Source organism: Parendozoicomonas sp. 2304DJ65-17 (assembly GCF_058148445.1).
Window position 1 is genome coordinate 172,858 of record NZ_JBYVJV010000007.1, and the last position, 25,462, is coordinate 198,319.

The 25,462-nt window shown below is 48.0% G+C and carries 23 protein-coding genes; 12 read left to right on the top strand and 11 right to left on the bottom strand.

All coding sequences use genetic code 11. The features are described 5' to 3' along the window. Window positions 1-115: 115 nt before the first annotated feature. The 3 genes from ACY2RR_RS17565 (at window position 116) to slmA (ending at window position 4,487) form a co-directional block, all read left to right on the top strand. The gene (locus ACY2RR_RS17565; RefSeq protein WP_490109475.1) at window positions 116-2,797 is read left to right on the top strand and encodes a phosphomannomutase/phosphoglucomutase; all 2,682 of its coding nucleotides are present in this window, start codon (window positions 116-118) and stop codon (window positions 2,795-2,797) included. A 70-nt stretch (window positions 2,798-2,867) separates the two neighbouring features. Further along, entirely contained in the window at window positions 2,868-3,800 is a 933-nt protein-coding gene (argB, locus tag ACY2RR_RS17570) for an acetylglutamate kinase (protein WP_490109476.1), read from the top strand. 6 nt (window positions 3,801-3,806) lie between these two features. Further along, a complete protein-coding gene (slmA, locus tag ACY2RR_RS17575; protein WP_490109477.1) occupies window positions 3,807-4,487 on the top strand; it encodes a nucleoid occlusion factor SlmA in 681 nt (226 codons plus the stop codon). A gap of 40 nt (window positions 4,488-4,527) precedes the next feature. Here the strand turns inward: slmA and ACY2RR_RS17580 are convergent, their stop codons facing one another. Further along, entirely contained in the window at window positions 4,528-5,532 is a 1,005-nt protein-coding gene (locus ACY2RR_RS17580) for a hypothetical protein (RefSeq protein WP_490109478.1), read from the bottom strand. Then, window positions 5,516-6,163: an orotate phosphoribosyltransferase gene (pyrE, locus tag ACY2RR_RS17585; RefSeq protein WP_490109479.1), complete on the bottom strand. Its 648-nt coding sequence runs from the start codon at window positions 6,161-6,163 to the stop codon at window positions 5,516-5,518. Before pyrE ends, ACY2RR_RS17580 begins: the two co-directional genes overlap by 17 nt. A 335-nt stretch (window positions 6,164-6,498) precedes the next feature. Between pyrE and ACY2RR_RS17590 the strand changes: the two genes are divergently transcribed. Then, window positions 6,499-7,281 (top strand): exodeoxyribonuclease III, encoded by a 783-nt coding sequence (locus ACY2RR_RS17590; RefSeq protein ID WP_490109480.1) that lies wholly within the window; start codon window positions 6,499-6,501, stop codon window positions 7,279-7,281. Window positions 7,282-7,376: 95 nt separating this feature from the next. Here ACY2RR_RS17590 and ACY2RR_RS17595 read toward each other — a convergent pair whose 3' ends face one another. The 5 genes from ACY2RR_RS17595 to phnW form a co-directional block, all read right to left on the bottom strand. Beyond that, window positions 7,377-7,811 carry a pilin gene (locus ACY2RR_RS17595; RefSeq protein ID WP_490109481.1) on the bottom strand — a complete coding sequence of 145 codons (435 nt, stop codon included), beginning with the start codon at window positions 7,809-7,811 and terminating at the stop codon, window positions 7,377-7,379. 71 nt (window positions 7,812-7,882) lie between these two features. Continuing rightward, window positions 7,883-8,563 (bottom strand): ureidoglycolate lyase, encoded by a 681-nt coding sequence (locus ACY2RR_RS17600; RefSeq protein WP_490109482.1) that lies wholly within the window; start codon window positions 8,561-8,563, stop codon window positions 7,883-7,885. 25 nt (window positions 8,564-8,588) lie between these two features. After that, the gene (locus ACY2RR_RS17605; RefSeq protein WP_490109483.1) at window positions 8,589-9,704 is read right to left on the bottom strand and encodes a TIGR03364 family FAD-dependent oxidoreductase; all 1,116 of its coding nucleotides are present in this window, start codon (window positions 9,702-9,704) and stop codon (window positions 8,589-8,591) included. Window position 9,705: 1 nt separating this feature from the next. Beyond that, window positions 9,706-10,536: a phosphonoacetaldehyde hydrolase gene (gene phnX, locus ACY2RR_RS17610; RefSeq protein WP_490109484.1), complete on the bottom strand. Its 831-nt coding sequence runs from the start codon at window positions 10,534-10,536 to the stop codon at window positions 9,706-9,708. Further along, complete coding sequence (gene phnW, locus ACY2RR_RS17615; RefSeq protein ID WP_490109485.1) at window positions 10,533-11,702, bottom strand: 2-aminoethylphosphonate--pyruvate transaminase; 1,170 nt, start codon at window positions 11,700-11,702, stop codon at window positions 10,533-10,535. The genes phnX and phnW overlap by 4 nt, the downstream gene beginning before the upstream one ends. A 92-nt stretch (window positions 11,703-11,794) precedes the next feature. Here phnW and ACY2RR_RS17620 point away from each other — a divergent pair, with 92 nt between their 5' ends. From ACY2RR_RS17620 to ACY2RR_RS17635, 4 genes are all read left to right on the top strand, one after another. Next, complete coding sequence (locus tag ACY2RR_RS17620; RefSeq protein WP_490109486.1) at window positions 11,795-12,553, top strand: UTRA domain-containing protein; 759 nt, start codon at window positions 11,795-11,797, stop codon at window positions 12,551-12,553. 113 nt (window positions 12,554-12,666) lie between these two features. After that, entirely contained in the window at window positions 12,667-13,701 is a 1,035-nt protein-coding gene (locus ACY2RR_RS17625) for a putative 2-aminoethylphosphonate ABC transporter substrate-binding protein (protein ID WP_490109487.1), read from the top strand. Between the two features lie 125 nt (window positions 13,702-13,826). Next, window positions 13,827-14,897, top strand: a complete 1,071-nt coding sequence (locus ACY2RR_RS17630; protein ID WP_490109488.1) for a putative 2-aminoethylphosphonate ABC transporter ATP-binding protein — start codon at window positions 13,827-13,829, stop codon at window positions 14,895-14,897. Next, window positions 14,894-16,579, top strand: coding sequence for a putative 2-aminoethylphosphonate ABC transporter permease subunit (locus ACY2RR_RS17635; protein ID WP_490109489.1), 1,686 nt, complete (start codon window positions 14,894-14,896; stop codon window positions 16,577-16,579). Before ACY2RR_RS17630 ends, ACY2RR_RS17635 begins: the two co-directional genes overlap by 4 nt. Before the next feature lie 69 nt (window positions 16,580-16,648). Here the strand turns inward: ACY2RR_RS17635 and rph are convergent, their stop codons facing one another. Continuing rightward, window positions 16,649-17,368, bottom strand: coding sequence for a ribonuclease PH (gene rph / locus ACY2RR_RS17640; RefSeq protein ID WP_490109490.1), 720 nt, complete (start codon window positions 17,366-17,368; stop codon window positions 16,649-16,651). 125 nt (window positions 17,369-17,493) lie between these two features. Here rph and ACY2RR_RS17645 point away from each other — a divergent pair, with 125 nt between their 5' ends. Beyond that, window positions 17,494-18,591, top strand: coding sequence for a hypothetical protein (locus ACY2RR_RS17645; RefSeq protein WP_490109491.1), 1,098 nt, complete (start codon window positions 17,494-17,496; stop codon window positions 18,589-18,591). A gap of 59 nt (window positions 18,592-18,650) precedes the next feature. Beyond that, window positions 18,651-19,502, top strand: a complete 852-nt coding sequence (locus tag ACY2RR_RS17650) for a YicC/YloC family endoribonuclease (protein ID WP_490109492.1) — start codon at window positions 18,651-18,653, stop codon at window positions 19,500-19,502. Window positions 19,503-19,623: 121 nt separating this feature from the next. Here the strand turns inward: ACY2RR_RS17650 and ACY2RR_RS17655 are convergent, their stop codons facing one another. Together ACY2RR_RS17655 and ACY2RR_RS17660 are read right to left on the bottom strand one after the other, a co-directional pair. Continuing rightward, window positions 19,624-20,073, bottom strand: a complete 450-nt coding sequence (locus ACY2RR_RS17655; protein WP_490109493.1) for a GNAT family N-acetyltransferase — start codon at window positions 20,071-20,073, stop codon at window positions 19,624-19,626. 142 nt (window positions 20,074-20,215) lie between these two features. Further along, on the bottom strand, window positions 20,216-21,766 hold the full coding sequence (locus tag ACY2RR_RS17660; RefSeq protein ID WP_490109494.1) for a hypothetical protein: 1,551 nt from the start codon (window positions 21,764-21,766) through the stop codon (window positions 20,216-20,218). 130 nt (window positions 21,767-21,896) lie between these two features. Between ACY2RR_RS17660 and ACY2RR_RS17665 the strand changes: the two genes are divergently transcribed. Further along, a complete protein-coding gene (locus tag ACY2RR_RS17665) occupies window positions 21,897-23,075 on the top strand; it encodes a MerR family transcriptional regulator (RefSeq protein WP_490109495.1) in 1,179 nt (392 codons plus the stop codon). A gap of 212 nt (window positions 23,076-23,287) precedes the next feature. Beyond that, on the top strand, window positions 23,288-23,902 hold the full coding sequence (gene gmk, locus ACY2RR_RS17670; protein ID WP_490109496.1) for a guanylate kinase: 615 nt from the start codon (window positions 23,288-23,290) through the stop codon (window positions 23,900-23,902). Window positions 23,903-23,967: 65 nt separating this feature from the next. Here the strand turns inward: gmk and ACY2RR_RS17675 are convergent, their stop codons facing one another. Beyond that, window positions 23,968-25,356 (bottom strand): aminopeptidase, encoded by a 1,389-nt coding sequence (locus ACY2RR_RS17675; protein ID WP_490109497.1) that lies wholly within the window; start codon window positions 25,354-25,356, stop codon window positions 23,968-23,970. Window positions 25,357-25,462: the final 106 nt, after the last annotated feature.

The following is a 25,462-nucleotide window of genomic DNA, read 5'->3' on the forward strand; positions in this document are numbered from 1 at the left end:
TTTTCTATGTTTTGCAGGCGGATTCCGGTATTTGGTTTTCGTCTGTGGCAACATAAGCGCTTATATTAAGTGTTATAGCTTCACCAATAAGTATCAATAAGAATTCGGAGCAGGAATGGCATTACCGGGCTTTAAAGCCAAGGATAAGGCTAAGAAAAGCGGGAAGAAGAAACCGCAGGAAAACAATCATGTATTAGCACCCATGCTTCCTACCCTTGGTACATCCGCTGGTTTGGTAAGTCTGCTTTTTGCTGCTCTTTATTACTTCAGCATTTATTCCCCTGGCCAGAGCAATTATGAAACCCAGGTTCAGGCCATCACCGAGCAATCTGCCAGACAGCTGCAGACCGCACTGCAACACGCTCAGCTTCAAGCGGGTCAGCTGGCCGCTCTCCCCTCTATCGTTCTGGTTATTGCAGATGACGACGAAGGTCAAAGCGATAGAATCGCCGATCTCGAATATGTGCTTTCACCAGCATTGGGACACCAGACCAGAGTTTATATTTTCACCACAAAGCTGGATGAGGTAGACCCTCAGGAAACAGGGTTTGCGGTCATAGACTTGGCCCGAAGAAGCCAGCAAGGCGAAGCCACTGTTCCTGAAGCGGCGCTGACTAATGGGAAATGGGGGTTATTAGTCGCCAGTCCAGTTAAAGAGGCTGACAAAACAATTGGTACGGTGATCTTGAGCCTGCCTGCAAGCCAGGTTCTGCAAACTATCCAGCCGATTGTTCCTGACAGTGGACAATTGCAGATTTTCCAGTCTGGTAAAAATTCCGGTCGACCAGTATTCACGACTGGAAGCGGAACATCTTCATCAGATAAAGCTACAGTAACTCTTCCTGAGTTGGACTGGAAGGTTGTTTTCACGCCATCCACATCGCTGGCAGATTTGATAGTTATTCCCTGGTGGCCAGTACCCGCCGTACTGCTTTTGGTTTTCCTTACAGTTGCGCTACTCATCCGGCAGCTCATCTTATTGGGGCAGAATGCCAATAGTGCAGATATTCGCCTGCTTACCATTTTATTAAGGGAGATAGCGTCTGGTCATGAGCCGAAGTTCGCTGGTTTTAAACAGCCAGTTTTTAGGGATGCGGCCCAGTCGGCTATCAAACTGTTCTCTGGCAAGTTTGTGCAACAGCACATTGAAGACGAAACCGACCCTGTAGCTATAGTGGCTAAAGAAGAACCCACTGCGGAGGCACCTTCTCAGCAGCCCATTGTTGTTGAAGAGTCTGAACCCGAGGAGCCATCAGTCCCTGATCTCCCGGATACCAACAATGATGAGTTTGCCTCACCGCTCTTTCAGGACATGAATGACTCTGCCTTTGAGGACATCGACCAACTGAACTCTCTGGACGAGATCGAAAAAGAACTCGAAGACCTTGGCAGCAAGGATGAAAAAGAGCCGGAACCCGCTGCAGCTTCTGTGCCTGCAAGCATTTTCCGAGCCTACGACATTCGTGGGATTGTTGGCGATACCATCACTTCGGAAACCGTTGAGCAGATTGGTCGAGCTATTGGTTCACACCTAAAAACCCGTGACCAAGACACTATTATCGTTGGAGCCGACGGGCGACTATCCAGCCCCGAGCTCAGCGAGCTGCTGATCAAGGGTCTGACTTCTACCGGTACCAATGTTATTTCTATCGGCACAGTTCCTACACCGGTTCTGTACTTCGCCACCAATGAGCTTGAAACCAATTCCGGGGTAATGATTACCGGCAGTCATAACCCTGCCAGTTACAACGGCTTTAAGATTGTTATCGACGGAGAAACTCTCTCAGGCGATGACATTCAAGCACTCTATCAGCGCATAGAGAACAATAACTTTACCAGTGGGCAGGGGCAGGTGACGTCCGTTGATGTTCTGCCGAATTATCAAAAGCGGATTCTGGATGACATCGTCCTCTCCCGCCCTCTCAAGCTTGTAGTTGACTGCGGTAATGGTGTTGCAGGTCGTGTTGCACCACAACTGTTTGAACAGCTGGGCTGCGATGTTATTCCTCTTTATTGCGATGTTGATGGCAACTTCCCAAATCATCATCCGGATCCCGGTCAGCCTGAAAACCTGCAGGACCTGATTCAAAAGGTGCAGGAAACAGAAGCAGACCTTGGTCTGGCTTTTGATGGCGACGGTGACAGGGTTGGCCTGGTAACTAATGCCGGAACAATTATTCATCCGGATCGCTTGCTGATGTTACTGGCGAAGGATGTTGTCTCCCGCAATCCCGGTGCCGATGTTATCTTCGACGTAAAATGCACCCGTCGTTTAAATGGATTAATCAGTGGTTACGGCGGCCGCCCGGTTATGTGGAAGAGCGGCCATTCCCTGATCAAGAAGAAGATGCAGGAATCCGGCGCTCTGTTGGCTGGGGAAATGAGCGGACATATTTTCTTCAAGGAACGCTGGTATGGTTTTGATGATGGCATTTACAGTGCCGCTCGCCTGACCGAACTACTGTCCAGCGAAGTGCGTGATCCGGAAATGGTATTCCAGGCTTTCCCAAGCTCTGCCTCAACCCCTGAAATTTCTATGTACGTAGGTGACGAGAAGAAGTTCAAACTGGTAGAACGCTTTGCCAGTGAGGCTACCTTTGAAGATGGCAGCACCAATACTCTGGATGGTATTCGAGTAGACTATCCGTGGGGTTGGGGGCTTGTGCGAGCGTCAAACACTACACCTAACATTGTGTTCCGGTTTGAAGCCGATGATGAAAATGGTCTCAAAAAAGTGAAGGACATTTTCCGTCACCAGCTGGGCACAGTAGAACCAAGATTAACATTCCCGTTTTAAACGGATTATTTAGAAGCGATTGACCAAATCATCTAACACTAGCAATTCAGTAGAGCCGGCAGCAGAAACCATGACTGACAGCAGTAACAATTCCAATGACAAGAATGCCGATATCGCCAGAGTTCTGACCGAGGCCTTGCCCTACCTGCAACGCTTTGCCGGCAAAACCTTCGTGGTTAAATATGGCGGCAATGCCATGGAGAGCGAAGAGCTTCAGAACAGTTTTGCCCGAGATATCGTTCTGCTGAAAGCGGTGGGAATAAACCCTGTGATAGTACACGGCGGTGGACCACAGATTGGACAGTTACTTGAAAAACTTAATATTGAAACCCGTTTTGTCGATGGTATGCGGGTGACCGACAGTGAAACCATGGATGTTGTCCAAATGGTTCTCGGTGGGCTGGTTAACAAAGAGATCGTTAACTTGATTAACCGCAATGGCGGTCGAGCTATTGGCATTACTGGTAAAGATGGTGATTTCATCTGGGCGAAAAAGCTGCAGCGTCATCAGCAGGCTGCCAGCGCAGGTGGACGAGAAATTGTCGATATCGGCCATGTTGGCGAAGTAAAATCCATCAATACCGATATCCTTACCATGCTTGAGGACTCTGACTTTATTCCCGTCATTGCGCCAATCGGCGTAGATAAGGATGGCAAGTCCTACAATATCAACGCTGACCTTGTTGCAGGCAAACTGGCAGAAGTTTTACAGGCTGAAAAGCTGGTGTTACTGACGAATACCCGTGGCGTTCTCAACAATGAAGGTAAAACCCTGACAGGGTTGGATGTTAACGATGTTAACGGCCTCATTGACGACGGAACTATCCATGGTGGTATGCTTCCAAAAATCCAGTGCGCGTTGGATGCTGTAAAATCTGGCGTCCAGAGTGTTCATATTATTGATGGTCGGGTGACTCACGCTGTTCTTCTGGAATCATTTACAGAGCAGGGAGTGGGCACCCTTATTACCTCTTCACCCAATTCAACAACGTGTAACGCATAGTACCGAATGGATAAGGCACAGCATAAAGACTTACGGAAGGAACCCGTCCGCAAAGAGACTGCTCAGGACCGGAAGATTTCTCGTAAGGATCAGATTCTCCAGACGCTTGCTCACATGCTTGAGAGCAGCCCTGGGGAACGGATTACGACTGCACGTCTGGCTCAGGAAGTCGGTGTATCAGAAGCTGCCCTTTACCGGCACTTCCCCAGCAAAGCTAAAATGTTTGAGGGACTGATCGGGTTTATCGAAGAATCTCTGTTTACCCGCATCAACCGTATTCTCAGCGAAGAACCTCAGGGACTGGTTGCCTGTCAGCGCATCCTGACCCTGCTAATTTTGTTCTGTGAGAAAAATCCAGGGCTGACCCGCATTCTAACCGGTGATGCCTTGAACGGTGAGACGGACCGTTTACGAACTCGTATTGTTCAACTGTTCGAACGTCTGGAAACTCAGCTACGCCAGATTCTCAGGGATGCAGAGATTAATGAAGGTTTGCGTACCAGCCTGACCCATGCTGCTACTGCAAATATGCTTCTGGCCGCTGCAGAAGGCCGTATCAGTCAATTTGTTCGCAGCCGCTTCCGTCGCCGCCCTTCTGAAAACTGGGAAGATCAGTGGCGTTGCCTGAGTCGGGTTGTATTCCGTGCATCAGTCGCCTCAGAACGGGCTACCTCCCCTGTAAGCTAAAACTAATTCAGTTCCTGCCGGAGTACTCGCTCCGGCACTTTCAGTACATCTTCTTAAATTTAATAACCGCATCATCCCAATAGATATGCAGGGCTTTGTCCTGCCTATCGATAATGGAGTAGCGCTCTTCTCTGGCAAAAGCATTACGGGATGTTTTACCTAAGCGGGTCACTTCTTTGCGGAAATAAATCACAACGATGTCATTCCCCCGGCTCAGGGACCACTTGCCATGCCACTTTTCCAAACCATTATTGGTTTTATGGACAAGAACAAAAAGCCCATCACTCTTGGCTTCCCAACTGATAAAACCTTCTGTTGTAGTAACAGGCTGCCACAGACCTACGAGGTCATCCTGGGAGATTGCCAGATACTTGTTACGGGTGAGAACCTGCTCGCCTTTCAGAAGAAACCGCACCCGGTCTTTGCGCAGGGCGTATTCTTTTCTGGCATCATCTTTTTCCCGCTCAAACTCGGCCACTTGAACCGCAAAGCTATCCAGTTCTGCAGAAATATTGGCCATATCCTGAAGCAGGTTTTCAGTCACTTTCCGCCCAGAGCGCTCCATCTCAGCAGCCTGAGCCTGTTTGTATTGGTGCTGAACCCTTAACCGCTGGCTGTTACTCTTGATTACCGCAATACGGTTATCAATTTCTTCCAGAACCCGTTCAAGGGAGCGATCAACGTCTTCTACGCTGCTGAACAGTTTGCGAAGCTCTGCATCTTCGTCAGCCTGCTGCTTGGCGCTGGCCTGCCTTTGTTCTTCAAGCTTTTTCTTAAAGGAGTTGGCCTGGCGGGCTTCGAAGCTTAATTCCGGATTCACAACTTCCAGAACCCGACCTTTATCGGTAATCACTTCGTATCCTCGACGGGAGGCAATATCACGGGGAACCTGTGTGGCAATAACAGTTTCGCCATTATCATTCACATAGCGGTAAAACTGTCGTTCTGCGCCATAAGTTCCAGACGCCAGCCCTGCAACAAGCAGGGCTGCGTAAAAGAATGACGCGCGATGTAAACTTCTTGTTTTTTTAGTTCTCAATGCCATAACGGTGACGGTATTCTTCTATCGCTTGAGAGTATCCGGTGAGACTATCATCTTCCTTTATGAATTCCATTACCTGGGTCAAGCTCACAATGCTAATTACTGGAATTCCGTAGTCCCGCTCCACTTCCTGAATGGCTGACAGCTCCCCTTTGCCCTTTTCCTGACGATCCAGACAGATCACTACACAGGCGGGTTTGGCGCCACATTCGTCAATCAAAGTCATGGATTCACGAATCGCTGTTCCTGCAGTCATTACATCATCAACGATAGCAATTTTTCCGGACAATGGCGCACCAACCAGATTTCCACCTTCGCCGTGATCTTTGGCTTCTTTCCGGTTAAAGCACCAGGGAATATCAACATTATGCTGATCTGCCAGCGCTACCGCTGTGGCTGAGGCTAGAGGAATGCCTTTGTAGGCCGGGCCAAAGAGCACATCATAATCAACGCCAGAATCAATCAGCGCCTGAGCATAGAATTTGCCCAGAGAAGCCAGAGCTTTACCGCTATTAAATAAACCGGCATTGAAGAAATAAGGGGAGATACGACCTGATTTGAGAGTAAATTCACCAAATTTAAGAACCTGATGTTCAATGGCAAACCGAATAAACTCACGTTGAAAATCTTTCATTGGGTGATCCGAGCGAGGACATTACGACACGCACATTCTAACAACTTCGGAGAAAAACACCTTAATCAACCGTGAAATACACAGTACAGCCCGTAGAGTTACTTAATGTGACAATATAGTCATACCGTGATACCGGCGTTATCATAGCCACGATAAAGACATGCATTATTGGAAAGTTGTTTACTCAGCTTGCACTGGATTCAATGTCCTTTGTGTGCCAGCCCGGTAAATAACAAAGCCGTTTTCCGCCTTCCGCCTTTTCTGCCATCACCCATCAGAGCAGATTTGGGTCGGTAATGCTGGGCCGGTTACGTTGATTGTACAGGACCCCAAACATGAGAATTATCAGCTTCAATTGTGAAGGAATAACAAACGCAGCTGAAAGGGGCTTTTTTTCCTGGGCTCAAGATCAGGATGCTGATGTTATCTGCCTACAGGACATCCGTGCCCGCGAGAATGATTTGATTGATGCACCTTTCAATCCGGAAGGTTATTTCAGCTATTTTTTTGAAAGCTATTCTCTGCAATCAGGTCAGGGCGGTGTAGCTCTTTATACCCGCATTCCCCCAAAAGCCATTATGACCGGTTTAGCCATTCCCGACGCAGACAACCACGGGCTCTACCTGCAGGCAGACTTCGACAAAATCAGTATCGGAACCCTGCTGGTTCCAGAAGCTGACAACTCGGCAGAATCCCAGAACTGGAAGTACAAGTTCATGGAAGAGTATCTGCAATATCTGGGTAAGCAACGCCGCAAGCGCCGTGAATTTATTACCTGTGGTTCATGGCATGTTGCCCACAAAAAGATTGATCTGGCCAACTGGCGTGAATATCAGGAGTCTCCAGGTTTCCAGCCTGCCGAACGCGCCTGGATGGACGAAATCATTACCGGTATGGATTATGTTGATACCTACCGGGAAGTTGACCGCGAAGGTGGCAAGTACTCTTTCTGGGCCAGCGAAGATCATCGCGAGGCTAATGAAGGCCGCCGCTACGATTATCAACTCGCCACTCCGAGCATGAAGCATCGAGTATTAAACTCTGGTATCTATGCCGGTGAAACCTTCTCCCGCCATGCGCCGGTGATTGTTGATTACGATTGGGAACTGTCTTTTTAAAATCACGTCCACAGCAATCATGAGATAATCAGCAAGATATAAAAAGGGAGCATTCTTATGCTCCCTTTTCTGTGAAGTTTTGGCCAAAAATCTTGCTATCGACAGTTCGCTGGCAGAATTTTGGTATTAGAAACGAAATTACCTGCCGGTGCACAAGTCCAGGTAATCTCTCCACCTGTGTCTGAAGGCGTTAAAGTCACCTGTCCATAACCAAGCTTGACGTCATCATAGTCGATTGTGATTACGCCACCAGCACCAACGACAACCGTTGAAACCGCATTCCCCGAAATAGTGTTTGCCAATCCAGCCTCTGCGTTCGATGTAGGCCATGCACCCTGAGATGCGTAATACTCAACAACCGCTGCTTTCGCCCCCTGAGCCAGAGTTAACCCTTCCGATATATGGCCACGTCTGGTGTAATCCCGATACGCTGGAATCGCGACGGCTGCAAGAATTCCAATAATTGCCACAACAATCATCAATTCAATTAACGTAAAACCCCTTTGAGCTCTTTGAGGTGGCTTTTTCATAGCTATCATCCATGATGTTCGACCCTTTCAAATATAGTCGCTACGTTTCAACCGACAATTATCGAGAGCCTCTAAGCCGCTGGGTCCTCAAGCTTCACAGACAGATAACAATCGAACTCCTTTACAAAATCCACAGCCACACAGGCATGCACCCTTCCCTGACGATTATTAAAAGCCATACTTTGCCCAACCGGAAAAACCGGCTGATGCCAGATGTCGGGAAATATCTGAATGCCAAAGCTTCCATCACAATAAAAGCCTACGAAATCTTCCGGGCGAATATCGTCCCCCGGCAAAGCCAATAGCGCGACAAATGGCTGGCCACCTTTCGGGAAAAATAGCTGCCCACCATCGGGATGGTAATTGGACTCCCGAACCAGCACTCGGTTTGATTGATTAGCTTCCCCTGTTTCTCTTGCGGTAGCGGGGTCACAAAACCAGCCTGTCACATAATGCCCATCAACGGCGTAATTGTGAGCGATCATCCGATCACCTTCCCGGTACATCACAAACTCATCTTCAACGGTACCACCCTGATTTCCAGTACCTGCCTCGATGGCGCGCCAACCTGGTTGAGGCCAGGTTTTGATTATGATTTCTTCATTTTCAAAGTCGTGCACAATCCGACCAAAACGAGAAAAGCTTTCTTTTGTAGCCGGAATAACCGGCACATCAACAATTGAAACTCCGCTTTCCTCAGTAGAAACCATGCGCTCCATTTCGATACAGGGAGCAGGTGCTGCAACTGCCATATTATTTTCTCCTTTTCCCCTGTTGTTACCAGCTCTCAAGCAATTGCTCAGCTAAGCCAAAAGACAAAGTCATACCAGAGCCTGAGAGCGCCCCGACAACCCAAGTATTGGGGCGAACTTCTTCCTGAATGTACGCAGCCTTCTTGCTGCTCGCATACACGCCTTGCCACCTTTCAATCCCTTTGGCCTGACTTAAATCGATCACCTTCCCCAAAGCGGAAAGATAAAGATTATCGATAGACTCATGATTAAATACAGAAGCGTCCGAGCTGTAATAATGGGAGTCCCCAACAACCAGTTCACCGTTAATACAGGTTGTTGCTAGGGGATTAATGCCATGGTGAATAATTGCCGGATTATCGGCTTCAATTTTTCTGCGAAGCACTGCTGTCTCTTCAAGAGCAGCAAAGCTGTCATATCGAATCAGGCTGGCTTCGGTGGCAAGCCCAACCGGTAATTCCCAATTATTCGGTGTTTTCATTCGCATCATCTGCAATGTGCAGAGATACACTTCATATTTGCCGAACACCTCAGGAAACAGGGTTTGAATATCTCCCCCACTGGCACAAACAACTTTGTCGGCTTGGTAATGTTTCCCACAGCTGGTTTTCACACCTGTTTCATCTACTCCAACAACAGCAGCGCCATTTTTTACATCAACGTTATATCTTCCCTGTAAAAATCTGGTGAGTGCTGGTAGAGCAGTGCGGGCATCAACAACTCTTTCTGTCTCACTGGATAGAACAGCTCTAACAGAGTCTTCCTTCAGCACCGGAATCAGTTCCTTGCCTTGCGCAGGCGTCAGCAGGTTTGTTTGCAGATCAAAGGTTGCAGATTGCTTATGAAACGCCTGAAGCACAGCTTCGCCTTCACTGCTAGACACAGCCACCGCCGAACCTTTTTTGAAAGGTATTCCGGCTTCATCTAACAATTGATTCCAGAAACCGAGGCTTCTTAAAGAGGTTGGGATTTGATCCGGATGTTGGCCCAGAGGAAAGATCAGCCCGAAGTTTCTAACTGATGCCCCCTGTGCCTGAGCACTTCGCTCCAGTACCGTTACCTTCCAGCCTTTTCGGGCCGCCATAAACGCGACAGCCAGGCCGACTATACCGGCTCCAACAACAACCAGATCTTTGCTCATGTTAAGGGTTCTCACCCCGCGCCAGACGAGCATTAATATCATCCAGACAAGAGATCAGTTCTGCTATGGAATCCACAACATAATGGGCACCGGCCTGATACAAACGCTCCCCGGCTTTCGCTCTTAACTTGCTTTGCTCGCCTGTTGAAAGCGCCTGCCACTCATCCAAATCCAGACCCACTTCATTACCGCTGACAGCCAACCCAACTGTCCACATTCCTGCATTCAGCCCTTCTTCTATGCCAACACAGCTGTCATCCACTTTCACACAGGCCTGCACACAACCAACTTTCAGGTCGAGCATGTTTTTCAAACACATTTCCGGTAATGGCCGACCATGACTGACATCATCTACGCACACTGCGCTTTCTGGAACATAACCCTGGCCTTTTACCTGAGACAAAACAGCGTCCATCATGACCCGGTTATAGCCGGTATTGCTGCCGAGCTTTAACCCACGCTGCTCCATCTGTTGAATGGTTTTCTCTGCACCAGGAATCAAAGTGGAACACTGGCCAATAACCTCAACCTGCAAAGGAATGAATTTTTCGTACAGACCATCCAGCGTTTCTTCATCAGGCTTTTGTCCATGAACTTCAGCCCATGCATTAGAAACACGAGACATCAAAAGAATCTGATGAATGTGATCACGCTTGTGAGTACCCATAGGGATACGAGCTTCAGATGGGCTGATTGGCACACCGGCATCTTCGAACAAACGACACAGTGCCTTCACTGGCGCCATAGAACCGAAGTCCAGAACAGTTCCCGCCATATCCATAATGACAGCCTGCAGGGAGCCGGTATAACGTCGTTGATAACGGTAACTCATGCGCTAAGAACCTTTTTATTGGTGTTATAGGAATCGGAGGAGTCCAGCCAGTACATGCTGTTTTTTACTTCACGTAGCAGCTGCCGAAAGTCTTTTGGAAATACATGACCAATTGTCCCTATGCGGAAACAGGGAGCCTTGGAAACTTTACCGGGATAAATCACAAACCCTCTTGCTTTCAGCAAACCGTAAAAGCGTTTGAACTCAAAGTCTGGGTGTACTGGGGTGTAAAAGGAGGTAATGATTGGTGACTGTTCTTCAGGCTTCAGAAGGCATCCAAAACCAAGATTATTCATTCCCTCAACAAGGATTTGATGGTTTTCGCAGTAACGTTTGTACCGGGCAGTTATGCCGCCTTCTTCACTTAATTCCTGTAATGCCTGCTCAAATGCCAGAACAGTGTGAGTTGGAGAGGTAAACCGCCACTTTCCACCATTGTTTTCCATGCACTGCCATTGAGCATAAAGATCAAAGGTCAGCGACCGTGCTCGGCCTTTTGTCTTTTCAAGAGCCTGTTGGCGGGCAATCACAAAACCAAAACCGGGAACACCTTGAATGCACTTGTTTGCCGAACTGATAAGAAAGTCGATACCCAACTCATCAACATCCAGTGGTATACCGCCAAAACTGCTCATGGCATCCACCATAAAGCAGCAATTTTGCTCTTTAACAACGTCTGCAATATCACTGAGAGGGTTTAATCGGCCGGTTGTGGTTTCGCAGTGAACTGCAATTACATGGGTAATAAATGGGTCACTTTGCAGAGTTTCTTTTATCAAAAGCGGATCTGTGTCGCCTGTTTCACCGAAATCCATAACCCGGTGCTTTACACCCAGATACTCAGCAATTTCTGCGATCCTGAGGCCATACACGCCATTAGCAATGATCAGAAGTTTTCCATCATCTGGAACAACGCTGCCAACAGTTGCTTCCACACAGCCTGTTCCACAGCCTTGCATTAACACCGACGTATACCCCGGTGATGTGGTCGCCAACTGAACCAGCTGTCTGCGAATATTTTGCACACGATTGTTGTAATCAGAATCCCAGGTGCTGAGATCTTTGTTCATGGCCTCACGAACACCTGGCGATGTCGTCAAAGGACCAGGAGTCAGCAGAAAATAGCTTTCTGCATCATTGTTCTGATGAGAATCATGCACAGACATTCATTAACCCTCTGCTATTTATTTAGCCTGGTCTAGACCAGATGTTTTTGATGAGAGTAATTTTCCAGTATGCTGTCGTCAACTTTTTCAATATGAATTTTTTAATAAAGGCTGTTCCAGTGACAGAAGCCGTAGAAACAAAAGACATAACAACAGAGACATCAGCCCGCCCGTTTCACGCCTTGTTGCTGGAAATGGAACAAGACATTCATCAGAAAAAACTGGTGCATGGTGATCGCCTGCCATCAGAAAGAATTCTGCAGGAACGTTTTGGCTGCACACGTATTACTGTGCGTGAAGCATTGATGAGGCTTGCAGCAAGAGGGCTTATTTATCGCCAGCCCCGCAAAGGATGGTTTGTAACGCCACCGCGGTTAATCTGCAACCCGACCCGGCGTATTCACTTCCTTCACGATGCCAAAGCGCAGGGGTTTGAGCCGTCCACACAATTGATTTATCACCGTGAGGAGCAGGCAACCACAATGGTTAAGGATGTTCTGCAGAGTTCAGATATTCATAACATTTGTCGTTTGCGAAAACTGGATAATCGCCCGGTTTTGATTGAAAACCTGCACCTTGTCAGTGCACATTTTCCCAACCTTGCCACACATTCACTGGAAGACTCTCTTACCGATCTGCTGCGAAATCACTACAACACTTACATTGCAGGTGAAGAGGCACGCATTCGCTCTACAGCTCTTCAGGACTGGCAGGCTGAGCAACTGCAGGTCACTCCGGGAACGCCTGCTATCCACATTGAACGTACACGTTACAACGGCCAGGGGCAGGCTGTTGAGTTCGATATAGAGTACTGGCTGCACGATGCCATAGAGCTACATGTAAGAGCCTGAGGAAGAAAAATTCGGCCTGTCACGAAAGCGTAATAAAACCGGCCTAGGATTTGCTGTGTTAACGGGTGGTATAGACCAAAACAACAAATCCTTATACGAAACCGGAGACTTACATGGAACGCACAAAGACAGGTCGTACTTTACTGAAAGCTCTTTTGCCTTTAGCTGCCGCAGGTATTGCTTCTGGCGCACTCGCAAAAACAGAACTGACGGTTTACACCGCTTTTGAAGCTGACCAGCTGAAAGAGTACGAGCGGTCTTTTGAAAGCGCACATCCAGATATCGATATCCGCTGGGTTCGTGATTCCACCGGTATCGTTACTGCCAAACTCCTTGCTGAAAAGAACAATCCAAAAGCTGATGTTGTTTGGGGCCTCGCTGCCACTAGCCTGATGCTGCTTAAGCAGGAAGATATGCTGCAGCCATATAAGCCTGCTGGTGTTGGGAAGCTGCGTAAAGGTTTCAAAGATGCCGCAGACACTCCATCCTGGGTTGGTGCTGAAGCCTGGGTGGCCAGTGTTTGCTACAACACTGTAGAAGGTGAAAAGAACGGTGTTCCTGCACCAACGTCCTGGCAGGATCTCACCAAGCCTGTTTATAAGGGCCATGTGATTATGCCTAACCCTAACTCTTCCGGCACCGGCTTCCTGGATGTTTCCAGCTGGCTGCAGGTATTTGGTGAAGATAAAGGCTGGGCGTACATGGATGATCTGCACAAGAACATCTCCCGCTACACTCACTCCGGTTCCAAGCCCTGCAAACTGGCGGCTGCGGGTGAAACCACTATCGGTATTTCCTTCGCTTACCGCGGTGCCAAATCCAAGAAGAAAGGCGCTCCACTGGAAATCATCACTCCAACAGAAGGTTTAGGGTGGGATCTAGAAGCGACTGCCATCATCAAAGGTACCGACAAACTGAAAGCCGCCCAGAAGCTGCTGGACTGGTCTGTAACCGAAGATGCTAACCGCATGTACAACAAGTACTACGCTGTTATTGGTATCCCTGAAGTTCAGAAGTCTGTGCCTTTCTACCCAGCAGACATTGGCAAGAAGATGATCGACAACAACTTCGAGTGGGCAGCCAGCAACCGTCAGGAAATTCTTGCGGAATGGGCCAGCCGTTACGACGCCAAGTCTGATCCAAAGTAAACACAGCTTTTGACAGTGTTTAATAAAAACAATCGCAAATAAGAAGAACTCGGCAGGCTCTCTTTGAGCCTGCCTTTTGCATTTCCTGCAGTACCGCTCCAAAAAGCACAATAACCGGGGGATATATGGCCTATCTACAAATCACCAATCTGGTGAAGCACTTCAGTAATACTCGGGCTCTTGATGATATTTCCCTGGAAATAAACGCTGGTGAATTTATCTGTTTTCTTGGCCCTTCCGGGTGTGGAAAAACAACTCTGCTACGTTCTATCTGCGGGTTGGAACAGCAGGACAGCGGCACAATTATTCAGAACAACCAGAACATTTCTCACCTTCCTGCTGAACAACGGGATTTCGGCATTGTTTTCCAGTCTTACGCTCTTTTTCCAAATCTGACTGTTTTCGACAACATTGCTTTTGGCCTTGTGAATCAGCGCTACCCTAAACAGTCTATTAACGCCAAAGTTGAAGAACTCCTGAACCTCACCGGGATGCAGGATCACAAGCACAAGTTTCCTTCCCAGCTTTCCGGAGGCCAGCAGCAACGTGTGGCGCTTGCCCGCGCTCTGGCTATGGAACCAGGCCTGCTACTTCTGGACGAGCCTCTTTCCGCTTTGGATGCCAAAATTCGTGAACATCTGCGGCGGGAAATTTGTCGTGTTCATAAAAAGCTGGGGCTGACCTCCATTATGGTGACCCACGATCAGACAGAAGCCATGACTATGGCGGATCGGATTGTGGTTATGAATGCCGGAAAGATTGAACAGATTGGTACACCGGAAGAAATCTATCTTCACCCTGCCAGCGCATTTGTCGCAGACTTTGTTGGCACTTCAAACACTCTACTAGGGCAATTTAAAGATAATGCGCTCCAGCTGCCTGGCTGGAACAGTTCGCTCAACGTAAAAACAACGCCTGCTAACACCACACAATCCGTGCTGGTTAGACCAGAGCATCTGCAAATACACAGTGCACCACCAGCAACACCTCATGCTCCGGCACGCATTGGCGCTATTGAATTTCTCGGTGCCCAACTTCTGGTGGAGGTCCATCTGGATAATGAAACTGCCAAACCGTTAAAAGCAGCTCTTCCTCTGGCAGAAGCGCAAACATTGCAACTTGCCAGCAACAAACCTACCTGGGTTTCTGTTGAGGCAGACAACTGCTGTCTTCTTCCTGCGGGAGAAGCTGCATGAGTATTGCTGCAACACCACCGTTACCTAAAACATTCTCTCAGCTTCCTTCCCGGATTTTCTCCATTGGGTTTGCTATTGCTGGGATGGTCATTTTTCTGGTGCTACCAGTCTGGTCACTGCTTTCCCGCAGTGTAGAAAACAAAGACGGTGAGTTCGTAGGGCTAAGTAATTTCGCTCACTATTTTCAAACCCCAGCACTGCTTGAGTCCGCTTGGAATTCTTTCTTTGTCGCCACCATTTGCACTGTTTTGGTTGTAGTCTGCGCATTCACATACGCCTTTGCTTTAACCCGCAGCTGCATGCCTGGCAAACCGGTTTTTCGGTTATTAGCTCAATTACCACAGTTAGCACCTTCGATGATGCCGGCTATTGGTTTGATCTATTTATTTGGTAATCAGGGCACTCTTAAAGAGTGGCTTCCGGCAGATTCTATTTACGGCAGCTGGGGAATCATTATCGGTTTGAGCCTCTGGTGCTTTCCCCATGCGCTGATTATTTTATCCACAGCTCTGAGTCTTTCAGATCAACGTCTTCACGAAGCCGCAAAAGTTATGGGCACACCGGGCTGGCGTCGTTTTCTTATTGTGACCCTGCCACCAACTCGTTATGGATTAGTGAGCGCGGCACTGGTTGTGTTCACTCTGGTTCTTGCAGACTTTGGCGTACCCAAAGTTATTGGCGGGCAGTTTGATGTTCTGGCTACCGATATTTACAAGCAGGTTGTTGGCCAGCAGAATTTTCAAATGGGCGCGGTTGTTGGCGTATTGCTATTACTGCCATCCATCCTGGCTTTTGGTTTGGACAAGTTCTTTCAAAGAAAACAGCAGGCTGCATTCAGCAGCAGTGCCGTTCCTTATAAACCAGAACCCCATTTTATTCGTGATACCAGCCTGTTTCTATTCTGCTCTGTTATTGCCATCTGCCTGCTGACGGTTATAGGGATGGCAGTGTATGCCTCTTTCGTCAGTTTCTGGCCCTACAACCTTGAGCTGACTCTGGCGAACTACGACTTCGACATGATGGACGGCGGAGGCTGGGCAGCCTGGTACAACTCTCTCAAGCTTGCTCTGTTCACAGCACTCTTCGGAACAGGCGTTATCTTTTTAGTGGCCTGGCTGACAGAGAAAGGCAAAGGCTTTCAACAATCCCGCAACCTTTTGCACCTGCTGGCCTTTATGCCGCTGGCGGTTCCAGGGCTGGTTCTTGGTTTGGGTTATATCTTCTTTTTTAACCACCCGGATAATCCACTGAATCTGCTGTATGGAACAATGGCGATATTGGTTCTGTCGACCATCGTGCATTACTACACAGTGCCACACCTGACAGCCGTTACCGCCCTGAAGCAGATTCCAGATGATTTCTCTGCAGTGGCAGACTCCCTGAAAGTTTCTCAGGCGCAGTTACTGCGCAGAGTAACTCTTCCGCTCTGTATTCCAGCGTTGTTGGATATTTCTGTGTATCTGTTCCTGGCAGCTATTACCACGGTATCAGCAGTTGTGTTCTTGTACTCTCCAGATACAACTCTTGCCGCTGTGGCAATTCTGAATATGGATGAAGCTGGTGATATAGCCCCGGCTGCGGCTATGGCGACAATGGTGTTTCTTTCAGCCACTGCTGTTCGCCTGCTGCATAGTGGGCTGACTTTTGGTTTGAGAAAACGCAGCCAGGTTTGGCGTTCCTGATTCCTGAGGACAATAAAAAAGCGCAGAAGATTTGAACCTTCTGCGCTTTTTACATTTAGAGATGAAAGCTTAAGGGGCTTCCAAAGCCTTACGCTGCAAATCAACCAGTGTATTCACACCCTTGCGAGCCAGTTCCAGCATGGCATCCATTTCGTCCTTATCGAATGGTGCACCTTCAGCAGTGCCCTGAACTTCGATAAAGCCGCCTTTTTCAGTCATAACAACGTTCATATCTGTTTCGGCATTCGAATCTTCTGCGTAATCCAGGTCCAGAACAGGGTTACCGTTATAGATACCCACAGAAACAGACGCAATCAGCTGGCTCAGTGGGTCGTTACGGATAATCTTGTTGCGCTGCATGTGACGAATGCAATCAATCAACGCCACCATGGCACCAGTAATAGAAGCTGTTCTAGTACCGCCATCGGCCTGAATCACATCGCAATCAATAGTGATGCTGTTATCACCCAACTGCTTTAAATCAACAGCGGCACGCAGGGAGCGGCCAATCAAGCGCTGGATTTCCAGAGTACGACCACCCTGCTTACCACGAGAGGCCTCACGGTTGTTTCGTTCACCAGTCGCACGAGGCAGCATGCCGTATTCAGCAGTCACCCAGCCCTGACCGGTTCCTTTGAGCCAGCGAGGAACATTTCGCTCCAGACTTGCAGTACAGATAACCTTGGTATCACCAAACTCCACCAGCACAGAACCTTCAGCATGCTTGGTGTAATGACGGGTAATCTTTACTTCCCGCAGCTCATCTGCAGCACGACCACTTGGGCGCATAATTCCACCTCTCAATTCAACTGCCCGGGATTATAACGCCAAACCGGGTATTTTCGTGTATAGCCTGACAGAAGCTTCTAGTTAGCTAGCCTTATTATTACATTTACCTGATAAGGACATCGGAAATGGCGCATATAGGCCCTAATCAGCCCCCAGTAACCCCACATTCCCAAGAATCAAAGCTTACTCCAAAAGCGGGAGATTCCGCCTTTTATAACGGATCAAAGGTCGAAATTGTTGATAATGCCTATCCGCAGTTGGCCGGAAAGAGTCTGGGGCAACATTTTGGCATTACCGGGGTTAAGTCGTTCCTTAAAGCCATGAAAGCGAATCCAATGGATACGTTGCGCATGATGACAGGGCAGTTACCTCAGATGCGCAAAACAAACCCCGGTAAGTATATGGAGACACTCAGCCACTTCTGCACAAAACCAGAACACTGGAAAGCTCTGGCTCAGGAAGGGCTATCTATGCGTGCCAATATAAAGAGCCCATCATCAGATATCGACCCTTTTGTTCGAAAGGCAGTTGGGCACATAGCCAGCGATACGGCCAATACTCAGGATACTGAAAAATTTCTTCATAACTTTAGAGATCTGGGAAGAATGTGTGCCCACCTTAGCGACACAACTCAGAAGTTTTCTTCAGATACGCAGCCTGGCTCAGGCATAACCGAAGCAATGAACAAAGCAGGTGAAATCTGCCATGAGCTCCGACCCCGGGAGCTTAGAGTCCTTACTACAGCCATTATGTCCGTTGATAAGGCCATTACCACCTCTGCATCAAAAGCAGCAGGCAAAACGGTAATGGAGAGAGCAGAAAAGTTAATGGAAATCACCAAAGCCAAAAGAAATGAGCTCCTCGCCGAGCAGGCTATGCAACCTTTAAATGACGTGAAGGCTACCCTTATGTCTGCCCCTGAAAACAGTGAAGCCTGGTGGCAACTGAATATGCTGGCCAGCGTTTACGACTCTGAGACCGTGAAGGCAGTCATCGATGATGTCCACATGCTAAACATGGACACCCCTATGGCAGAGCTTTGGTGGTTAAAATCTGAACTGGATGAAGACCCTGCTGATCCAAAGCTGTGGAAGGCGTACGACAAAATTGAGCCAAAGCTTTCCCGTTACGACAAAGAAACCGTTATGGCTCTCCTTAAAGCCAGGCACGGTGAAACCGAAGAAATCCAACAAAGACTTTCACGTGCCAACAAACCCAACTAATAAACCGATATACTGGGACAATTTTCTCATCGGTTGAAGACTTTAGAATGACCGCAAGTATGACAGCATTCGCAAGGGTAGAGTCCAGTCATGACTGGGGCTCCCTTGTCTGGGAAATTCGCACTGTTAATCACCGCTATCTGGAGCCTCACTTTAGGCTTCCAGACAGCATGCGGGAGATAGAAACTCGCCTGCGGGAACAACTTCGCAAAGGACTGAATCGGGGAAAGGTCGAGTGCAATCTGAAGCTGATGCTTGCTGAGGGAAGCGAGAGAATCGCCCTCAATCACGCCCTGATTCAACAATTGGATCAAGCCCTTGAGAGCATCTGCAATGTTGTGGATAAAACAAAAAAAGCAGATCCTCTGGACATTCTTCGCTGGCCTGGCGTTCTGGAGCAGTCTGAAGCCGATATCACCCAGATTCAGAATGATGCTGTGGCAGCATTTAAAAGTGCAATTGAACAGCTGCGCGAGTCACGCAACCGTGAAGGTGCTGAGCTTAAGCAGTTTATTATTCAGCGCCTGGAAGGCATCAACACAGAGTCAGCAGTAGTTCGCAAACATATGCCTGAACTGCTTCAGGCTCAGCGTGACAAAATCACCCAGCGTCTGGCCGACGCTGCTGTTGAAGTTGACCAGAACCGTCTGGAGCAAGAGCTGGTGATGCTGGCTCAGAAGGCAGATGTGGAAGAAGAACTGGATCGTCTTGATACTCACGTGAATGAAGTGACCCGCGTTCTTAATGGCAAAGGTGCTATTGGCCGCCGCCTTGATTTCTTGATGCAGGAACTGAACCGTGAAGCCAATACTCTGGGCTCAAAGGCTGTTGGTGTGGAAGTAACTCAAAGTGCGGTGAATCTTAAGGTCTTAATCGAACAAATGAGAGAGCAGGTCCAAAACATCGAATGATATTGATATAAGCTTCCTTTCTTATTTTTAAGCCCCAAATCAATGGGGCTTTTTACGATAACAAGTTGTTATCACGAGAAGGCCGGGTGATAAGCCACACTGCCAGTTGTTTTTGGGTCGTTCATAGGCAAAGCCATAAAGTATTCTGCACGCCCGGAAAGACTATCGCGTCCATCTTCTTAAAACCAAACCGGCCGTAATAACCAGGGTCACCCACCACAACCATTCCTCCAGCTTTCTGCTGGTGAATCTGTTCCATAGCTGTGTGAATCAGCTTTGATCCAATCCCTTTATTTTGTTCGGAAGGTGAAACGGCTACCGGATCTACACCAAACCAGTCGCTACTGTTTTCTCCAACAGTTACTGGAGAAATCGCAATATGACCAATTATTTGACCGTAGTCTTCTGCCACCAGAGATAACGTTAGCTCACCTGATTCACGAAGCCTATCCACAATTAAGTGTTCTGTCGGTTCTGCGCCCGGTTCATGGTGAGAATGATCTTTAAAAGCGGCATAGTTCAGGGAGCGGATAGCGTCGATATCTGCTGGATTTTCATTGCGAATGAACATAGTGTTTCTTCTCGAATCAACATCAAATAGTTGCTGGCATCGTAAACTATGAAGTTCTAGACAGGTCAATGCATTTTCGCCCCACCTGACTTTGCCTCAACAATTACTGCAGGAGTAAGAGTTTAAGACCTCCCTGACTCTGTCAGAACAAGTTCGGGGGTAGTGGCGGTAGCGGGCCGACTTCTTTTTCGAGGGCAAGTTCAGCAGCTAATACTTCCCCCTTTCTCATCAGCCCAACCAGCTCATCCTGTGAATATCCAACTATTGCCTGAGGCGTAGGCCATACTACGGGAGGCAATCCTGCTCGCAGACGCAAAGCGGGGGTAAGAATAAAATTGAAAAGCCTGCCCGTACCATCAATAAAAGGGTGCATACGCTGTATACCGATAACAGCATCGATGATGGCACGCTCCTTTTCTTCTTTGCTTGCATCATCAGAATCCAAAACTTTGTAAGTTTCATCGAGCATGGAGTCAATTAACTCCGCAAGCTCTTCATCTGTGCTTGCTGATGGCCCCAGAAGTTTCAGATTGCAGTCACTGGTCTGGGGGCTGTCAAACACATTCTGATAGCGGAAGTAGATATTGGCCTCTACAGGACAATTCCTCGTAGTATTTTCTCTATCACAGGATCTGGCTGCTTCCGAAGACGGTGACGGAAAACGCTTCTTCAATTCCAATAGTTCCCGATAACCAGCCTCAGTTAAATTAGAGCCAAAGGTTTTCTCAACGCCTCTGAACTGATCAGATTGAACCTGAAAACCAGCAGGTATTCTGGTCAGTTTGCTGTTGGTATGAGATATAAGCACTACAGGCTCCATGCATCGCTTGTGCAGATCGACAAGTGTTACTGAATCAATTTTCTTTTGTTGTTGATGGAGTTTCAGAACCTGCAGACAAGCTTTATAACAACCGGCCAGATATCCTGCTTCTTCATAGCCAAATTTTCCGGGGCGATCGTGATGTTTATGATCAATAAACAGTTTCCATAAATCTTTTTCGGCAGGAAAATCAGAGATTCCTAACCTGGAAATCTCCTTACTTAATTCTTTCTCAAGTGCCAGAGCTTCTTTTATGCCTGCTACCCAAGCCTGCTGGTACCGCTCTATGTCATCAATGTAGCCATCCATCCAATCGCAATAACCTAATCGGTTTTCAGTCACAAAGTAGTCAGTCTTATGGTGTGGGATGGCGTGGCAGGCAGCCCGGTGACACCAATGATTGTCCCGAACAAAATCATTGTGAGCCTTCATGCCTTCCAGCTGATCCTCAAAACTTGTTGTTTCTCCGCGGTATTTCTCTCTTATACTGGCAACTCCCTGCCTGGCTTTTTGCCATATCTCGGTAAATCTGGATTCAATGGATCCCAGGGTGCTTTCTACCTCAATATCTGAGGAATAATTCAAAGACCCCATACCAACACGAAAAGGATTACACAGCGGATTCTCGATCCAGCTCAAAAACCCAGAAAAGTACTGCTCTGTAATAAGTTGAGCTCTCTCTTTTGCCGCATGATCTTTTTCCGCCAGTATTTCTATTAAACGCTCGGCAACAGTTATTCCAGCCGCTTTGGCTTCCTCCCTTAGCCCTTCTGTGAATATAGGCTCATCAACTTTTGCACTTGGCGATGGAGTCGTTGAGCCTGAATGGCTCACAGGAGAATGTCGCGAACCGTTTGGAGGCACATTTGCCATGTTAGCGTCCTTGCTGGCTACTCTGTTTTGCTTCCGTAAAGAATAGCTATGAAGTTTTGACCTGTACCATTGTTGACTTGTCTAAAGCTTCATAGTTTACGATGACAGGTGTTGATCCAGAGAGAGCGCAATGTATCGAATTTCTCAGCTGGCAGAGCGATCCGGATTGTCCCGTTCCACCTTGCTGTATTACGAAAAGCTGGGGCTGCTATCTGGGCGGAGACTGGCGAACGGCTACCGTGAATACAATGATTCTGACCTTCAGCGCCTAACTTTGATTCAACAATTACATGCAGGCGGTTTAACGCTGCAAGAGTGCAAACCCTGCCTGAGATCGCAACTTGATCGTGACTTGTTGCAACAGCGGCTGCACCAACTGGACAAAGAAATTGCCACAAAGCAGGTCGCCAGGAATCTGTTAAGCGGCTTGCTGGGGACAAATGATGATTCATTGCGAGACTGGCATAGCAATCTGGAACAAACTGCTCCCGACGCCCATTTTACCTGGCTGAAACAACAAGGGTTCAGTGAAAAAGACGCTTTACGACTACGGTGGCTTTCGAGAAGTATGAATAACCACGACGACTATATGACCGGTTTCAATAAAATCTTTGCCGGACTGGATCATCATGGACCAGGATCAAAAGCAGATACTTTACGTGCTTTTCAATTGATTCCTGAAGGAATCAAAAAAGCTCTGGATATTGGCTGTGGCACAGGTGCATCCAGCCTGATTCTGGCAGGGCAGAGTAATGCAACAGTCGTAGCTCTGGATAATGACGAAAGAAGCTTACAGACCGCAGAGAAAAGAGCCAGAGAACACGGAGTAGAAGATAAGATTCAGACCTGCTGCGCCAGCATGTTATCGGTTCCTTTTGCTGATAAAGAGTTTGATCTGCTCTGGAGTGAAGGCAGTGCTTATATCATGGGCGTGGAAAAGGCTCTGAAGGAATGGCGTCGTTTATTGTCTGATAATGGATACCTGATGGTCAGTGACTTGGTGTGGACTGTTAAATCGCCGAAGGATGAGTTTAAGCAGTTCTGGTCACAGGGGTATCCGGATATGACCACTGCTGAACAGCGCCTGGCTCAGGCAAAACAAAATGGCTACACGATTGTTGATCACTTCTATCTCAGCGATGCAGCATGGAATAACTACATTGAACCACTGACTACTCGCATCGCTGAATTAGAGCCATCAATGCTAAACTCTCAGGCAATTGCCGACTTGAAAGAAGAGTTAGTGATTCTGCGCCAGTTTAATCAACAGTTTGCATACATGGTGATGGTGCTAAAAAGGAACAATTAACCTTTTCTTTTCCAACTATCCGGAAATTCCGGATAGTTGGCCTGCCTGAAAGCTGCCCGTATGGTGCGTTCCCAGCCACTTCCCTTATAATCTGTTTTATTAAGAGCATTGTGAATTATTCAGCCTGTTGTCTTTATCACTTAAACAGGCTGCGCTGACTCATACCCAGAGCCTCAAAGTAAGAGCCTCAAAACAAGTTTAAGACCGATACCATGAGCAAAGGCACTCTCTACATAATCGCAGCTCCTTCCGGAGCCGGTAAAACCAGCCTGGTCACCCAGCTGGTAAAAACCACCCGTCACATTACCGTGTCTGTTTCCCACACCACCCGTGATAAGCGCGAAGGTGAAGTTGATGGGCAGCACTATCACTTTGTGTCTGTGGATACGTTCCAGCACATGATCGGCAAAGGAACCTTCCTCGAACATGCGGAAGTGTTTGGCAACTTCTACGGAACTTCTCAGGTATGGGTAGAAGAGCAGCTTGAGAAGGGTATCGACGTTATTCTGGAGATTGACTGGCAGGGCGGTCAGCAGGTTCGTCGCCTGATGCCTGACGCTATCGGCATCTTCATTCTGCCACCTTCCCAGAAAGAACTGCATCAGCGTCTTACTGGCCGTGGTCAGGATGACGATAATGTTATTGCTCACCGCATGGCGAAAGCCGTGAGTGAAATGTCTCACTACAACGAGTTTGAATATCTCATCATCAATGATGATTTTGATGAGGCGCTGTTTGACCTGAAAGCAGTCATTCGCAGCCAACGCCTGGGACTGGAATTCCAGAAAGAATACCGGAAAGATCTGTTGTGTGATTTGCTGAAGTAATCAACTTCTCAGAATAAAAAAGGCCGAATGCTAAAAGCATTCGGCCTTTTACTTTCTACGGCGGATTAAGCGTAGAAAGCCTTGTACGCACGGTAGATCTCATGCACGTCAAACTTGGAAGCAATTTCCATTGGAGAGTGCATGGACAGCAGCGCAGCGCCAGCATCAATAGTACGGATACCGTACTGAGCCAACAGCATGGCAACAGTACCACCGCCACCTTCGTCTACTTCACCCAGCATACCTGTCTGCCAGGTGATGTTGTGGGAATCAAACAGAGCACGCAGTTCGCCTACAAATTCAGCGTCAGCATCGTTACTGCCGTTCTTACCACGAGCACCGGTGTACTTGGTCAGAACAATACCGTAACCCAGCTTGGAAGCATTCTGGGAATCGTGAACCTGCTTGAACAGTGGGTTCAGGCCAGCGTTTACGTCGGAAGACAGAGCACGGGAATTCCAGAAGCTGCGACGAACAGCGTGACGATCGTCTTTGCTGGCTGGCATACGTGCAGCCAGTTCTTCCATAAAGTGCTCAATGTAACGGGATTCCAGGCCAGTAGAACCGTTGGAACCGATCTCTTCCTTATCAACCAGGAAGCAAACAGCAGTACGCTCAGGAGTGTGATCCAGATCGATAATGGACTGAACAGAAGTCCATGCGCAGATACGGTCATCGTGGCCGTAAGCACCGATCAGACCACGGTCCAGACCAACGTCACGTGCCTTGGCAGCAGGAACCAGTTCCAGTTCTGCGGAGATGAAATCTTCTTCAGTCATGTCGTACTGCTCGTTCAGCTTCTGCAGAACGTTGTACTTCACCAGATCCTTGATTTCTTCGTCGGTGATTTCGCAAGGAATGGAACCCACCAGAACGTGCATCTCACTGCCTTTCAGCACTTCGCTGGCTTTGCGGTCACGCTGAACTTTGTGATCCAGGTGAGGTAGCAGATCAGGAATAACGAAAACAGGATCATTCTCGTCTTCACCGATGGTGATATTCACTTTGGTGCCGCTCTTCAGAGCCACAACGCCGTGCAGGGCCAGAGGACGGGAAGCCCACTGGTACTTCTTCACACCACCGTAGTAATGAGTCTTCAGCAGACCAAACTCAGAGTCTTCGTACAAAGGCTTCTGCTTAAGGTCCAAACGTGGGGAATCCACGTGGGAAACAACAAAGTTCACGCCTTTGGAGATGTTTTCGCTACCGATAACTGCCAGAACCAGGTTTTTATCACGCAGGTTGAAGAAAACCTTGTCACCTGGGTTCAGAATGTCTTTAGACATCGCATCTACGAAGCCGTGCTCTTCAGCCACCTTCTGGGATTCGATAACAAATTCACGCTCTGTTTTCGCCTTGTTCAGAAACGCTTTGTAAGGCTCACAGAAGTTAATAATCTCCTGACGCTCTTCGCCTTTCAGCTGTTTCCAGCCACTTTCCTGTTTGTACAGCATTTCAATTCCTTGGATTTGTAACCGGTTGGACAGAATCAGTTACCGATTCAAATCATCTCCAGGTATTTACAATACCCAACAGCGATTCGAGTGCCTGTCGAACCAT

What these genes read in the sequence shown, in the direction of transcription:
- ACY2RR_RS17565 (WP_490109475.1), top strand. Translation starts at nt 116, where the DNA reads ATGGCATTACCGGGCTTTAAAGCCAAGGATAAGGCTAAGAAAAGCGGG.
- argB (WP_490109476.1), top strand. Translation starts at nt 2,868, where the DNA reads ATGACTGACAGCAGTAACAATTCCAATGACAAGAATGCCGATATCGCC.
- slmA (WP_490109477.1), top strand. Translation starts at nt 3,807, where the DNA reads ATGGATAAGGCACAGCATAAAGACTTACGGAAGGAACCCGTCCGCAAA.
- ACY2RR_RS17580 (WP_490109478.1), bottom strand. Translation starts at nt 5,532, where the DNA reads ATGGCATTGAGAACTAAAAAAACAAGAAGTTTACATCGCGCGTCATTC.
- pyrE (WP_490109479.1), bottom strand. Translation starts at nt 6,163, where the DNA reads ATGAAAGATTTTCAACGTGAGTTTATTCGGTTTGCCATTGAACATCAG.
- ACY2RR_RS17590 (WP_490109480.1), top strand. Translation starts at nt 6,499, where the DNA reads ATGAGAATTATCAGCTTCAATTGTGAAGGAATAACAAACGCAGCTGAA.
- ACY2RR_RS17595 (WP_490109481.1), bottom strand. Translation starts at nt 7,811, where the DNA reads ATGAAAAAGCCACCTCAAAGAGCTCAAAGGGGTTTTACGTTAATTGAA.
- ACY2RR_RS17600 (WP_490109482.1), bottom strand. Translation starts at nt 8,563, where the DNA reads ATGGCAGTTGCAGCACCTGCTCCCTGTATCGAAATGGAGCGCATGGTT.
- ACY2RR_RS17605 (WP_490109483.1), bottom strand. Translation starts at nt 9,704, where the DNA reads ATGAGCAAAGATCTGGTTGTTGTTGGAGCCGGTATAGTCGGCCTGGCT.
- phnX (WP_490109484.1), bottom strand. Translation starts at nt 10,536, where the DNA reads ATGAGTTACCGTTATCAACGACGTTATACCGGCTCCCTGCAGGCTGTC.
- phnW (WP_490109485.1), bottom strand. Translation starts at nt 11,702, where the DNA reads ATGTCTGTGCATGATTCTCATCAGAACAATGATGCAGAAAGCTATTTT.
- ACY2RR_RS17620 (WP_490109486.1), top strand. Translation starts at nt 11,795, where the DNA reads ATGAATTTTTTAATAAAGGCTGTTCCAGTGACAGAAGCCGTAGAAACA.
- ACY2RR_RS17625 (WP_490109487.1), top strand. Translation starts at nt 12,667, where the DNA reads ATGGAACGCACAAAGACAGGTCGTACTTTACTGAAAGCTCTTTTGCCT.
- ACY2RR_RS17630 (WP_490109488.1), top strand. Translation starts at nt 13,827, where the DNA reads ATGGCCTATCTACAAATCACCAATCTGGTGAAGCACTTCAGTAATACT.
- ACY2RR_RS17635 (WP_490109489.1), top strand. Translation starts at nt 14,894, where the DNA reads ATGAGTATTGCTGCAACACCACCGTTACCTAAAACATTCTCTCAGCTT.
- rph (WP_490109490.1), bottom strand. Translation starts at nt 17,368, where the DNA reads ATGCGCCCAAGTGGTCGTGCTGCAGATGAGCTGCGGGAAGTAAAGATT.
- ACY2RR_RS17645 (WP_490109491.1), top strand. Translation starts at nt 17,494, where the DNA reads ATGGCGCATATAGGCCCTAATCAGCCCCCAGTAACCCCACATTCCCAA.
- ACY2RR_RS17650 (WP_490109492.1), top strand. Translation starts at nt 18,651, where the DNA reads ATGACAGCATTCGCAAGGGTAGAGTCCAGTCATGACTGGGGCTCCCTT.
- ACY2RR_RS17655 (WP_490109493.1), bottom strand. Translation starts at nt 20,073, where the DNA reads ATGTTCATTCGCAATGAAAATCCAGCAGATATCGACGCTATCCGCTCC.
- ACY2RR_RS17660 (WP_490109494.1), bottom strand. Translation starts at nt 21,766, where the DNA reads ATGGCAAATGTGCCTCCAAACGGTTCGCGACATTCTCCTGTGAGCCAT.
- ACY2RR_RS17665 (WP_490109495.1), top strand. Translation starts at nt 21,897, where the DNA reads ATGTATCGAATTTCTCAGCTGGCAGAGCGATCCGGATTGTCCCGTTCC.
- gmk (WP_490109496.1), top strand. Translation starts at nt 23,288, where the DNA reads ATGAGCAAAGGCACTCTCTACATAATCGCAGCTCCTTCCGGAGCCGGT.
- ACY2RR_RS17675 (WP_490109497.1), bottom strand. Translation starts at nt 25,356, where the DNA reads ATGCTGTACAAACAGGAAAGTGGCTGGAAACAGCTGAAAGGCGAAGAG.